This is a genomic window from Bradyrhizobium sp. LB14.3 (assembly GCF_040547985.1).
GTDB lineage: Bacteria > Pseudomonadota > Alphaproteobacteria > Rhizobiales > Xanthobacteraceae > Bradyrhizobium.
This window is the reverse complement of the sequence record NZ_JBEPQT010000001.1, coordinates 546,595-559,229: the sequence shown is the minus strand read 5'-3', so window position 1 is coordinate 559,229 and position 12,635 is coordinate 546,595. Positions and strand designations below refer to the sequence as shown.

At 64.1% G+C, this 12,635-nt stretch carries 12 protein-coding genes; 4 read left to right on the top strand and 8 right to left on the bottom strand.

What is annotated here, in order from left to right:
- The first annotated feature begins 163 nt into the window (after positions 1 to 163).
- Together ABIB00_RS02600 and ABIB00_RS02595 are read left to right on the top strand one after the other, a co-directional pair.
- The gene (locus tag ABIB00_RS02600; RefSeq protein WP_354103271.1) at positions 164 to 1,411 is read left to right on the top strand and encodes an MFS transporter; all 1,248 of its coding nucleotides are present in this window, start codon (positions 164 to 166) and stop codon (positions 1,409 to 1,411) included.
- A 140-nt stretch (positions 1,412 to 1,551) separates the two neighbouring features.
- Positions 1,552 to 2,790: an MFS transporter gene (locus ABIB00_RS02595; RefSeq protein WP_354103270.1), complete on the top strand. Its 1,239-nt coding sequence runs from the start codon at positions 1,552 to 1,554 to the stop codon at positions 2,788 to 2,790.
- A gap of 126 nt (positions 2,791 to 2,916) precedes the next feature.
- Here ABIB00_RS02595 and ABIB00_RS02590 read toward each other — a convergent pair whose 3' ends face one another.
- On the bottom strand, positions 2,917 to 3,411 hold the full coding sequence (locus ABIB00_RS02590) for a VOC family protein (RefSeq protein ID WP_354103269.1): 495 nt from the start codon (positions 3,409 to 3,411) through the stop codon (positions 2,917 to 2,919).
- A gap of 90 nt (positions 3,412 to 3,501) precedes the next feature.
- Entirely contained in the window at positions 3,502 to 4,047 is a 546-nt protein-coding gene (locus ABIB00_RS02585) for a carboxymuconolactone decarboxylase family protein (protein WP_247443617.1), read from the bottom strand.
- Positions 4,048 to 4,183: 136 nt separating this feature from the next.
- Between ABIB00_RS02585 and ABIB00_RS02580 the strand changes: the two genes are divergently transcribed.
- Complete coding sequence (locus ABIB00_RS02580) at positions 4,184 to 5,383, top strand: acyl-CoA dehydrogenase family protein (protein WP_354103268.1); 1,200 nt, start codon at positions 4,184 to 4,186, stop codon at positions 5,381 to 5,383.
- 140 nt (positions 5,384 to 5,523) lie between these two features.
- On the top strand, positions 5,524 to 6,663 hold the full coding sequence (locus ABIB00_RS02575; protein ID WP_354103267.1) for an acyl-CoA dehydrogenase family protein: 1,140 nt from the start codon (positions 5,524 to 5,526) through the stop codon (positions 6,661 to 6,663).
- 278 nt (positions 6,664 to 6,941) lie between these two features.
- Here ABIB00_RS02575 and ABIB00_RS02570 read toward each other — a convergent pair whose 3' ends face one another.
- The 6 genes from ABIB00_RS02570 to ABIB00_RS02545 form a co-directional block, all read right to left on the bottom strand.
- A complete protein-coding gene (locus ABIB00_RS02570) occupies positions 6,942 to 7,979 on the bottom strand; it encodes an amino acid ABC transporter substrate-binding protein (protein ID WP_247351867.1) in 1,038 nt (345 codons plus the stop codon).
- 53 nt (positions 7,980 to 8,032) lie between these two features.
- Entirely contained in the window at positions 8,033 to 8,626 is a 594-nt protein-coding gene (locus ABIB00_RS02565) for a L,D-transpeptidase (RefSeq protein ID WP_247351845.1), read from the bottom strand.
- A 349-nt stretch (positions 8,627 to 8,975) separates the two neighbouring features.
- Entirely contained in the window at positions 8,976 to 9,953 is a 978-nt protein-coding gene (locus tag ABIB00_RS02560) for a hypothetical protein (RefSeq protein ID WP_247351847.1), read from the bottom strand.
- Between the two features lie 87 nt (positions 9,954 to 10,040).
- On the bottom strand, positions 10,041 to 10,604 hold the full coding sequence (locus ABIB00_RS02555) for a thioredoxin family protein (RefSeq protein ID WP_354103266.1): 564 nt from the start codon (positions 10,602 to 10,604) through the stop codon (positions 10,041 to 10,043).
- Between the two features lie 31 nt (positions 10,605 to 10,635).
- Positions 10,636 to 11,334 carry a cytochrome c biogenesis CcdA family protein gene (locus ABIB00_RS02550; RefSeq protein ID WP_354103265.1) on the bottom strand — a complete coding sequence of 233 codons (699 nt, stop codon included), beginning with the start codon at positions 11,332 to 11,334 and terminating at the stop codon, positions 10,636 to 10,638.
- A gap of 417 nt (positions 11,335 to 11,751) precedes the next feature.
- Positions 11,752 to 12,363, bottom strand: a complete 612-nt coding sequence (locus ABIB00_RS02545) for a sigma-70 family RNA polymerase sigma factor (protein ID WP_247351852.1) — start codon at positions 12,361 to 12,363, stop codon at positions 11,752 to 11,754.
- Between the last annotated feature and the right edge of the window lie 272 nt (positions 12,364 to 12,635).

Genomic DNA, 12,635 nt, shown 5'->3' with positions numbered 1-12,635 from the left:
CAAGCCGTCAAGAGCGCGGCCCATTATCATCGGCCCGATTGCGTCAGAGGCATGGCCTGCGCCCGTTTGCGCCGGTTGCCCGCCCTCGCGCGCCCCGCCATAGTGCCTGGAATCAACAGGGTCCCTGAAAGCCCCGTGAAAGCCTCTTGGGGCGGAAATGCTGATGTTAGACGTGACTGCAGCCAATGAGATCGCCGCCGACGCACGCGTGCGCGCCAATGTGGTGCGCCTTGCCGCCGCTCAGGCGCTGACCGGCGCCAATTCGGCGGTGATCTTCGCCACCGGCTCGATCGTCGGTGCGACGCTCGCACCCGACATGTCGCTCGCGACCGTGCCACTGTCGATGTATGTGCTGGGGCTTGCGGCCGGCACCTTGCCGACCGGCGCGATCTCGCGCCGCTTCGGTCGCCGCTGGGCGTTCATCATCGGCACGGGTCTGGGTACGCTCACCGGCCTGCTCGGCTCGTTCGCGATCCTGCACGCCTCGTTCGCGCTGTTCTGTGTCGCAACCTTCCTCGGCGGTCTCTACGGCGCGGTGGCGCAATCCTATCGCTTCGCCGCCGCCGACGGCGCCAGCGCGGCGTACCGGCCCAAGGCGGTGTCCTGGGTGATGGCGGGCGGCGTGTTCGCCGGCGTGCTCGGTCCGCAGCTCGTGCAATGGACCATGGACGTCTGGCAGCCTTATCTGTTCGCCTTCAGCTTCCTGGTTCAGGCCGCGGTCGCGCTGGTCGCGATGGGCATCGTCGCCGGGGTCGACATGCCGAAGCCGGCGCCGGCCGATCTGCACGGCGGGCGGCCGCTGCTCGACATCGTGACCCAGCCACGCTTCATCGCGGCAGCGCTGTGCGGCGTCATCTCCTACCCCATGATGAATCTGGTGATGACCTCGGCGCCGCTCGCCATGAAGTTGTGCGGCCTGAGCCTTTCCGATTCCAATTTCGGTATTCAATGGCACATCGTCGCCATGTACGGGCCGAGCTTCTTCACGGGCGCGCTGATCGCGCGCTTCGGCGCGCCGAAGGTCGTTGCCGCCGGCTTGCTGCTGGAGGCCGGTGCGGCCGGCATCGGCCTGTCCGGCATCACCGCAATGCATTTCTGGGCGACGCTGATCGTGCTCGGGATCGGTTGGAATTTCTCCTTCATCGGTGCCTCCGCGCTGGTGCTGGAGACGCACCGGCCGCAGGAGCGCAACAAGGTGCAGGCCTTCAACGATTTTCTGGTGTTCGGCATGATGGCGATCGGCTCGTTCTCGTCCGGCCAATTGCTCGCCAATTACGGCTGGTCCGCGGTCAACATGGTGGTGTTTCCGCCGGTGCTGCTCGGCCTCGCCGTGCTTTCGTTCGCCTCCTTTGCCCGCCGCCGCAAGGCGCGGCTGGACGCGGCCATGGGTGAGCTCCCGGATGCGATTTAAGGTGGCAGGAGGCTGTGAGCAGCGTTGATAGTTCGACCCGGGTCGAAGTGATTTTCGGGGCTTGGGTTGTTACATGATGCTCGTCATGAACAGGCGGGCGTGAAGCACGGCGCTCGCGGGGGAACAAAGGACAAGCGCAAATGCTCGACAATCCCCGGCATGATGCATCCATCGACGAATCCTCTCTCAGTTACGAAGGCTGGCGCATCGTCGCGGTCTGTTTCCTCCTCGCGACCTTCGGCTGGGGCCTCGGCTTCTACGGCCAGAGCGTCTATGTCGCCGAGCTCCAGCGCGCGCACGGCTGGTCGGCCTCGCTGATCTCATCTGGCACGACGTTCTTCTATCTGTTCGGCGCGCTGCTCGTCGTTTTCGTCGGCGAGGCCGTCAACAAGTACGGGCCGCGTCTCGGCCTGATCGCGGGCACGCTGGCGATGTCGGTCGCAGCGGTCGCGATCGGCGCGGTGCGCGAGCCGTGGCAGCTTTATCTCGCGAACGCCGTGCTCGCCTTCGGTTGGGCCGGAACCAGTCTGGCGATGATCACCAACACGATCAGCCTGTGGTTCGACCAGAAGCGCGGCATGGCGATCAGCCTGGCGCTGAACGGCGCAAGCTTCGGCGGCATTGTCGGCGTGCCGCTGCTGGTGACCTTGATCGGCCATATCGGCTTCGCCAGCGCGATGTTTACCGTCGCCGGCGCCATGCTGGCGCTGCTCCTGCCGGTGATCCTGATTGTCGTCGGCCGTCCGCCCGATCTCCATGGTCGGCGTGCCGCGACGAAAGCAAAGCCGCAATCCTCGGCGCAGATCCGCGCCGGGGCGTTGCGCGATGTCGGCTTCCTCACCGTGACCATTGCCTTTGCTTTGGTGCTGTTTGCGCAGGTCGGTTTCATCGTGCACCTGATCTCGTTCCTCGATCCCGTGATCGGACGCGAGCGCGCCGCTGTGGCCGTCGCGGTGCTGACGGCGATGGCGGTGATTGGCCGGGTGCTGTTCTCGCTGGTGATCGACCGCCTCAACCAGCGGCTTGCCTCCGCGCTGTCGTTCCTGAGCCAGGCCGTGGCGCTTCTCGTCGTTATCAATTTGCACAATGATTACGTGCTGATCGCCGCCTGCGCATTGTTCGGCTTCTCCGTCGGCAATCTCATCACGCTGCCGTCGCTGATCGTGCAGCAGGAATTCGACTCCGCCTCGTTCGGCGTGCTGATCAGCCTCAACACCGCGATCAACCAGGTGACCTATGCGTTCGGCCCCGGCGTGGTCGGCTTCCTGCGCGACTTTTCGGGCGGCTATGCGCTTCCGTTCTATCTCTGCATCGTGTTGGAAGTGGTGGCGGCGGCGCTGATCATGGTGCGAGGCAGGCCGCATGTGAAGACGTCGTAGGGCCCGACAGCGTCTCTACACACTCCGTCATTGCGAGCGAAGCGAAGCAATCCAGACTGCCACTGCCGAAAGATTCTGGATTGCTTCGTCGCTTCGCTCCTCGCAATGACGGGGAGAGAGTGGAGTTTAAGCCTCGCGCTGCTTCAGCAGCTCCTCGACATCCAGCCGCTTCGTGACCATCGCAAGCTTTCCGTCCGGCCCGAACGGCCATTGCTCCCTGGGCCGGTCCCGATACAGCTCCACGCCATTCTGGTCGGGATCGCGCAAATACAGTGCCTCGCTGACGCCATGGTCGCTGGCGCCGTCCAGCGCAATGCCGGCCGAGAGCACGCGGTGCAGCGCATCCGCCAGCGCGGGCCGTGTCGGATAGAGGATCGCGGTGTGATAGAGCCCGGTCGTGCCCGCAGGCGGCGGCGAGCCGCCCTTGCTCTCCCAGGTATTGAGCCCGATGTGGTGGTGATAGCCGCCGGCCGAGATGAAGGCCGCGCCGGAGCCCATCCGCTGCATCAGCTCGAAGCCGAGCACGCCGCAATAGAAGCCGAGCGCGCGATCGAGATCGGCGACCTTGAGGTGAACGTGGCCGATCCTGGTGCCGGCATGGACGGCTGGGCTTTGCGACATGTGGCTGCTCCATTGGTGAATTCCACATAAGGCGAGCCTCGGCACAGCGCTACGGGGCTATCCCGAAACCCAGCGTTTCCGAATCGGCAATCAAGCCAGCTCCTGGTCCTCGCCCTCCGGCAACTCGAACTCAAACGTGTTCAGCGTCATCGACACCATTGTGTAATAGCCGCACAGTCCGATGACCTCGACGACGCCGCGCTCGCCGAGCACCTTCACCGCCTCGTCATAGAGGCCCTTCTCGACGCCGTGGCCCTCGTGCAATGACTTCGCGACGTCGTAGATCATCTTGCCCTTGGGATCGTCGAAGACGGGCGTGCGGCGGTCGCGAATGGCGTCGATGATCTCGGGCTTCATGCCGCCTGCAAGCGCCAGGCGCTTGTGCGCATACCACTCGTAATGCGCTGTCCAGTGCCGCGCTGTCACCAGGATCGCGATCTCCGAAAGTTTTGCGGGGAAGATCGTGTCGTAGCGCAGGACCTCGCCGAGTCGCGTGGCGTGGCGGGCCATGTCGGGGCTATTGAGCCAGGCCATCATCGGTGCCGGCGGCTTGCCGCGTTTGCCGGCAATCGACTCGTCATAGGTCTGCCGCTGGCTCTCGTTCATTTCGCCAGGCGAAAGAAGCTTCAGGCGCATTGTTGTTTCCTCTTTCTTTTCAAGCTTCGCCGTCGCGGCGACTATAGCCGATGCGGGACGCGGAAGTGGTTGAATTCCACGAGGCGATGGCCCAGAGTCGCCGATAACAAGTCGTTTTTGATTGATGGAAACGCCCATGAGCGATGCTGAAAACGCCGATCTCGAAACATTCCGCAAGCAAACACGGGCCTGGCTCGAGGCCAACTGTCCGCCGGAAATGCGCAAGCCCGCGACCTCCGACACCGACGTCTTCTGGGGCGGGCGTAACGCAAAGTTTGCATCCGAGCCGCAGCGCATCTGGTTCGAGCGCATGCGCGACAAGGGCTGGACCGTGCCGGACTGGCCGAAGGAATATGGCGGCGGTGGCCTCAGCGCTGCCGAACACAAGGTGCTGCGCGCGGAGATGGCCAAGCTGGGCGCGCGGCCGCCGCTGTCGAGTTTTGGCATCTGGATGCTCGGGCCGGCGCTTCTGAAATACGGCAACGACGCCCAGAAGAAGGAGCATCTGCCCAACATCGCCGCGGGCCTGATCCGCTGGTGCCAGGGCTATTCCGAGCCGAACGCCGGCTCCGATCTCGCTTCGCTCCAGACCCGCGCCGAGAGCGACGGCGATGATTTCGTCATCACCGGCCAGAAGATCTGGACGTCCTATGCCAACTATGCCGACTGGATCTTCTGCCTGGTGCGCACCGATTCCGCGGCAAAGAAACACGACGGCATCAGCTTCATCCTGTTCGACATGACCTCGAAGGGTGTCTCGACCAAGCCCATCCTTCTGATCTCCGGCTACTCGCCGTTCTGCGAGACCTTCTTCGACAATGTCCGCGTGCCGAAATCGCATGTGGTCGGCACCGTCAACCGCGGCTGGGACGTCGCAAAATATCTGCTTCAGCATGAGCGCGCGATGATATCAGGCATGGGCGAGCGCGGCGTCGGTCGTCCGCTCGGCCAGATCGCGGCGGATTCCGTCGGCACCGATGCGCTGGGGCGGCTCGACGATCCCATGCTGCGTGGCCGGATCGCCAGCTTCGACGTCGACGAGGCCGCGCTCGCGGCCTGCGCCGAGCGCGCGGTCGACCTCGCCAAGGCGGGTCAGGCGCATCCGGCGTTCTCTTCGGCGATGAAATATTACGGCACCGAGCTCAACAAGCGCCGTTACGAAATTCTGATGTCGGCCGGCGGTGTCGATGCGCTGGAATGGGAGAGCGAGCGTTCGAAGCAAGGCGCCCGGCCACGCGCCTGGCTGCGTACCAAGGCCAACTCGATCGAGGGCGGCACGACGGAGGTCATGCTCGGCATCGTCGCCAAGCGCATCCTCGATCTGCCGGGGGCGTAAGCGAAGTCCTCATCCTGAGGAGCGGCCGTCAGGCCGCGTCTCGAAGGATGGCCTGCACGGTTCGAGACGGCGCTGACGCGTCGCCTCACCATGAGGGTCACCACCGAATTCCGCCGAACCGCACTTTGTTGGAGCCCGCCATGGCCCTCGTCCTTACCGAAGAACAATCGATGCTCCGCGACAGCGCGCGCGGGCTGATCAGCGACAAGGCGCCGGTGTCGCATCTGCGCCATCTGCGTGACAGCAAAGACCCCACCGGCTTCTCCAGGGAGTTTTGGCATTCCTTCGCCGAGATGGGTTTTGCCGGCTTGCTGGTGCCTGAAGAGTTCGGCGGCAGCGGCCTCGGCTATGTCGAGGCCGGCGTGGTGATGGAGGAGATCGGCCGCACGCTGATGCCGTCGCCCTTCCTCGCCACCAGCGTGGTCGCGGCCTCGGCGCTGAACCGTGGCGGCAATGCCGCGCAGAAGTCGGAATATTTGCCGAAGATTTCCAATGGCTCGCTGCTCGCGACGCTCGCGGTCGACGAGGGCGCAAAGCACCGCCCGCTTCAAACCAGCTTGCAGGCGGTGCGCGCCGGCAACGGTTTCAGGCTCTCCGGCGCCAAGGCGCTGGTCGTCGACGGCCATGTCGCCGACCTCCTCATCGTCGCCGCGCGCACCGCGGGCGCCGCTGGCGAGCGCGAGGGGCTGACGCTGTTCCTGGTCAACCCCAAGGCCAAGGGCGTTGCGATCGAGCGCACCATCATGGTCGACGCGCACAATGCGGCGCGCATCGAGCTTGCCAATGTCGAAGTCGATGCCGACAGCGTGCTCGGCGAAGTTGACCAGGGTGCCGCGCTGCTCGACGGCGTGCTCGATATCGGCCGCGGCGCAGTTGCCTCCGAAATGGTGGGCTTGAGCGAAGAGGTGTTCAACCGCACCGTCGAGTACCTGAAGAGCCGCAAGCAGTTCGGCAAGCTGATCGGCGAATTTCAGGCGCTGCAGCACCGCGCCGCCGAGCTCTATGTCGACATCGAGATCACCCGCGCCGCGACGATGAAGGCGCTTCAGGCGCTGGATACGGACGTTGCCAAGGCCGCCTCAGCCGTAGCAGTGGCAAAAGCCCGCGCCGGCACCACCGCCGCGCGCGCGGTGCAAGAAGGCGTCCAGATGCACGGCGGCATGGGCATGACCGACCAGTTCGACATCGGCTTCTTCATGAAGCGCGCGCGTGTGTGCGAGGAATTGTTCGGGGACGCCAATTACCACACCGAGCAGTTGGCAAGGGCAAGAGGGTATTGAACTCCATCTCCTCATGGTGAGGAGCCGCGCTCTTGCGCGGCGTCTCGAACCATGAAGGCCCGGCTAGGGCCTGCATCCTTCGAGACGCGCGTTCCGCGCTCCTCAGGATGAGGGGGAGAGAGCGCCACCCGTTACGTAGGTCGTCATGGCCGGGCTTGTCCCGGCCAGCTACGTTCTTAATGTGCCTCAAACGTAGATGCCCGGGACAAGCCCGGGCATGACGAATGAGGATGTGGCGCGAGCCCCGCTCCGCTCGCAATGACGGCGGATAGAGCTCCTTATCTCACCGGCGGCGCGTACTGCACGCCACCGGCATTCCACAGCTGGTTCATCCCGCGCGGGATCTTCAGCTTGGACTTCTCGCCGATATTGCGCTCGTACATCTCGCCGTAATTGCCGACGTTGCGGATGATGCGGACGACCCAGTCCTTGGTGAGGCCGAGCTGCTCGCCGTAATTGCCCTCGGTGCCGACCAGCCGCATCACTTCCGGCTTCTTCGACTTCAGGGCCTCGTCGATGTTCTCCGAGGAGACGCCAAGCTCTTCGGCGTTGATCATCGCGTACAGCGTCCACTTCACGATCATCATCCAGTCGTCGTCGCGCTGGCGCACGACGGGGGCGAGCGGCTCCTTGGAGATCATGTCCGGCAGGATCATGTGGTCGCCGGGCTTCGACAGGTTGATCCGCAGCGCGTAGAGCTGGGAGACGTCGGCGCTCAGCGTGTCGCATTTGCCGGTATCGTAGGCTTTCACGACGTCGTCCAGCTTGTCGAACTTCATCTCTTCGTACTTCATGTTGTTCGCACGGAAGTAATCCGCGACGTTGAGCGCCGTGGTGGTCCCCGTCTGGACGCACACCTTGCTGCCGGTCAGGTCCAGTGCGGTCTCCTTGTTGCGCGCGCGCGGCAGCATGAAGCCTGCGCCGTCGTAATAAGCGACCGCCGGGAAATAGAGGTCATATTCGAGTTCGCGTGCCATGCTCCAGGTCGAGTTGCGCGAGAGGATGTCCACTTTCCGGCTCTGCAATTCCTTGAAGCGCTCGCTGGCATCGAGCGCGACGAATTTCGCCTTGTTCGGATCGTTGAAGATCGCGGAGGCCACCGCGCGGCAGAAATCGACGTCGAAGCCGGTCCAGTTGCCCTTGTCGTCGGGGATCGAAAACCCCGGCAGGCCCTTGTTGACGCCGCACAGCACTTCGCCGCGGCGCACGGTGCGCTTCAGCGTGCGGGTGTCGTAGAATTCATAGATGATGGCCAGGACGGCGACCAGCACGGCGACTGCGAGCCCGATCAGCAGGCCGCCTCGAAAAGTGCGCATCATGTTGCTCTCTCGAAAATATCGGGAAAAGGAATTTTGACGAAGCGGGAAGATCAGAGTTCGGGCTTCTGCCGGATCACCACCCTGGTGCCGACAGGGACGCGATCGTAGAGATCGGCGACGTCGTGGTTGACGAGCCGGAAGCAGCCCGAGGACACTTTGGTGCCGATCGTGTCGGGCCGATTGGTGCCGTGGATGCGGTAGACGGTGGTGCCGAGATACATGGCGCGCGCACCGAGCGGATTGCCGGGGCCGCCGGCCATGAAGCGCGGCAGATAGGGCTGGCGCTGGATCATCTCCGGCGGTGGCGTCCAGTCCGGCCACTCCTTCTTGTTGGTGATGTTCACTAGCCCCTGCCACTGAAAACCATCGCGGCCGACGCCGATGCCGTAGCGGATTGCGCGACCGCCGGGCTGCACCAGATAGAGATGCCGTTCGGCGGTCGAGATGATGAGGGTGCCGGGCGCTTCGGTGGTGCGGAAGTAGACGACCTGCTTCTGCCATTCCGGATCGAGCTGGTAGGCATCGTCGGCGACCAGGCCCGGCTCGTCGCCGCGGTCGGGCTGCTGGGCGTAGGCATGCGGGATGGCCAGGACCAGGCCGATCGCAGCCACAAACATCCCGGTCAGGCGACGAATATCCGTCATTTCAAGCTCTCCCCGCTGCCACAGCGCAAATCATCAGAAACCATCTGAACCCAGGGGCAGCTTCATGGCAAGTTGATGCTGCGCCCGGCTGGTATGTCACGAGAATGCTTTGGTTTTTTGACGGAGCGCGGGCAATGCCACAAACGGGGCATGGCGCGAAAAGCAGTGAGCTGGGCGCGATGTGCTCCCTCCCCCGCTTGCGGGGGAGGGTCGGGGAGAGGGTGTCTCCACAGGAAGACTCCCCCAGAGGAGAGAACCCTCACCCGGCGCTCTGCGCCGACCTCTCCCGCAAGCGGGAGAGGTTAGAGCGAGCACGCGGCCAAATCACGTGAGCCGAAGGGCAACCTTGTCACTGGATCTGATTGCTCTCAGCCGCGATCCCGAGGCGCCGGACGATCTCGGCGCCTACGGCCCGGGCCTCAGGCCGCGAACCGATGCGCGGGCTGCGAAACCGTTGTCCTGAGAGCAACCGGATCACAACGATGCAGTGCTCGTCTTCCGACCGGCCGCGGCGCTCGACCGTGATCGTCTTCACCTGGCGCCCTTCAATATGGTCGGCGCGCAACGTGCCGTCGCCCCACAGGCGTTCGACGCGGATATCGCCTTGGCGGATGATCCAGAAAGCGCCGGTCACGAGATTGGCGTATCTGTGCACGGCGAAAGCGGCAATCGCGCCAACCGGCAGCAGCATCATGTCGACCGGCCCGGGCGACAGGCCACGCCAGAGCCTGTAGGCGTAGGGAACGGTACATAGCGCGACGACGATCAGTGCGACGATCCTTATGTCCCTCGTGGAAAACGGCTCGAGGGGGTCGCCGAGACGCATCTCGGGATTGCTGGCATCGAGCGGATTGACGGGGGACTCGACATCGGGAACGTCGAATTGTGCGGCGATCCGCGCCACCGTGTCGTGCACGTGGGTGACATCGGCGATCGGCGGGGATGTCAGGCGCTCCCCGGAGGCCAGCGTGAAGGCGAGCCGAAAGCGGGCTTTCGCCCTCTTGCTGCCGGGAACCTGCAATCCCCTGATGTCGTCTTTGGCGACGACCCGCGTCCGGAGTTTTCCGAACGGGCGCTGTTCTCCGATCAAGATCTCGTCCGCCGTGATGATCCACACCACCGCCGGCGCCAGCATGATGACGCCGACGAACGCTGCTCCCACGAGGAGCGCGACCACGGAGATGATCACTTCCAGGGTGTCGTGCGTGAACAGGCCCGGCGTGAAGCACAGCGCAACGGCGGCCGCAAAGCCGGCCATGACCAGCCGCTGCGCGATCGAGGCGCCTTCACGAAGGCGAATGTCGGTGCTGGTGCTGGCGTCGTCCATCGCGGGCGGCTGATTGCGTTGCCGCGAAACTCCACGGACGGGTCCGTGGAGTCAAGCAACAAGGGCGGGACCGCCGTAGCCCGGGCATCAGCTATTGGCGTTCAGCAGCTTTGCCACGGTGCGATCAATCTCGTCGTAGCGGCCTTCGCCCTCGTGCTGGAACACGATCTTGCCGTTCTGGTCGATGATGTACTGCGCCGGCCAATATCGGTTGCGGTAGGCGTTCCAGGTCTTGGAATCATTGTCCTGCGCCACCGGATAGGTGATGCCGTGGCGCTTCAGTGCGGACTGGACGTTCGAGGCCGAGCGCTCGAACGGGAATTCCGGCGTGTGCACGCCGACCACGACGAGGCCCTTGTCCTTGTATTTCGCATAGAGCTCGGTGACGTGCGGCAGCGTGTTGACGCAGTTGACGCAGCCATAGGTCCAGAAGTCCACCAGCACGACCTTGCCGCGGAGATCGGCAATGTTCAGCGGTTTGGAGTTGAACCAGTTGTTGATGCCGGCGAAGTCGGGCGCGGCCTCCTGGCTGGCGGCAGCGGTGACGACAGGCGCGGCGCGCGCGGCCTCGTCGCAGATGCCGGGGATGACGGCGCCGGTCACAGCGATGCCGATCAGTGCGGCGGAGACGGCGAGCAGTTTGAAAGTCATGGATGAGTCCTTCGGTTGCGATGCGCGATGATCACAGGCCGATCTGGCCGGTGGGATAAAAGCCGGTGAGCCACGCCACGATCAGCGTGTCGTATTGGAAATAGGCGGCGAGGGCGAAGCCGATCACCACGACGCCAAAGCCCTGCTGAAGCCGTGGCGAGATGCGGGCGAGGCTGCGCACCCGCGTGGTCGCGGCCTGCCCGCCATAGGCGATCGCCAGCATCGGCATCGCCGCGCCGATCGCGTAGGCCACCAGCAACGTGCCGGCCCAGCCAAAATTCTTCGCGGTCGCGACCAGCGTCAGGATCGAGCCGAGCACCGGGCCCGCGCAGGGCGTCCAGACCAGGCCAAGCGTGGTGCCGAGCAAGAGCCCGCCGAGCGCGCCCTCGCGCTGCGTAGCGCTGGAATTGCCGAGATCGAGCCAGCCATTGAGCCGGATCGACAGCCATTCGAACGGCGCCGGCCACAGCATCAACAGACCGAAGCCGAGCAGCAGGATCGATGCCGCCTCGCGCAGCACGTTCGGATCGAAATCGAACAGCCGCGTGATTGCACCGAGCAGCAGCGCGGTCGCCGAGAACGAGATGACGAAGCCGAGCGCGATCATCGCCGGCCGCAAGTGCCCCGCGCGCCCGATCGAGGCGCCGAGCAGGATCGGCAGCATCGGCAGCGTGCAGGGCGCGGCGATGGTGAGGACGCCGGCAAGGAGAGCGAAGGTGAGTTCGAGCATGGGGCACTCGTGATGGAGGTCACGAGGGCTGTTCGGGATGGATGTGTCAGACGTTACGCGCCGTCACACGTTCGTGACGGGCGGTCCTGGCCACGACCACGGTGCACTCCCTCTCCCGCTTGCGGGGGAGGGTTGGGGAGGGGGTGTTTCCGCAATGGGACTTCCCAAGAGGAGGCAGCCCTCACCCGCCGGGCGCGGCGAAAGCCCATCCCCAAATACAAAACGACCCGGAGGGGGGCATCCCGTCCGGGTCGTCAGAGGTCTTGGGAGGTTTAACGAAACCGTATGCGAGCTTTATAGGAGGGAAGTTTTTCCGCCTGATGTTGTGCTTTGTTTCAATTGTTTCGTCCGCGGTAACACTTCCGTGTCCGGGATAGGGCCATTGGCGAGGCCCTATCTCTTTGAAATAATTCATCTTTAGGCAGCGAAACGCTCGACGCCGGCGCCCTTAAGCAACTCGGCCAGTTGCTTGCGGGCGTAGAACATGCGGGTCTTCACCGTGCTCTGCGGGATGCCGATGATCTGACCGACCTCCTCCACCGACTTCTCATGGTAGTAGACGAGGTTGATGATTTCGCGATGCGCGGGTGACAGTTTCTGAACGCAGGCGCGCAGGATGGCGCTGGTATCGCTGCGGTCGAGCGAGGTCTCGGGCGTGTCGCAACCATCGGCGATCTGGCGCACGTCTTCCTGGTCGATGTCCTCGAAGCGCCGCTGGCGCATCGCGGTCAGCGCCTTGAAGCGGGCGATCGAGAGCAGCCAGGTCGAGACCTGCGAGCGGCCCTGGAATTGGCCGGCGGTCCGCCACACATCCAGAAACACCTGGCTGACGAGGTCTTCCGCCGTGGTGGCGTCCCGCACGATCCGCAGGATGAAGCGGTAGACGCGCACACTGTGACGGCAATAAAGGATGTGCATGGACGTACGGTTGCCGTCGGCAATGCTTTCGAGAAGCATGTCGTCCGAGGTCGCCTGAGCGGCGATGATGCTCTGGCTGGCTTGGGCGTTGATAGCGATGACGTTCGGCATTGACTTGGCTCCCCGTAGCGCCGCAACCGAGCGGCGTTTCCTTCGAGCAAAGTGTTAATGAGCCAACGTTTCGGGACGTCTGCACGAAAAGAGGAAAATGGTTTCGTGCGCAGCCAAATTGTTTCGTCGGGCATGGTGCGACGAAACATTCGAGGCAAAAAAGCGTGGAATTTCAATATACGGAAAATACGGGGGTGGGGGGTCGGCGGCGCCGGGAACGTATTTCGGGCTTTTGCGTTCGCTGTCGCCTCAACCCCGATGTCGTCCTGGCT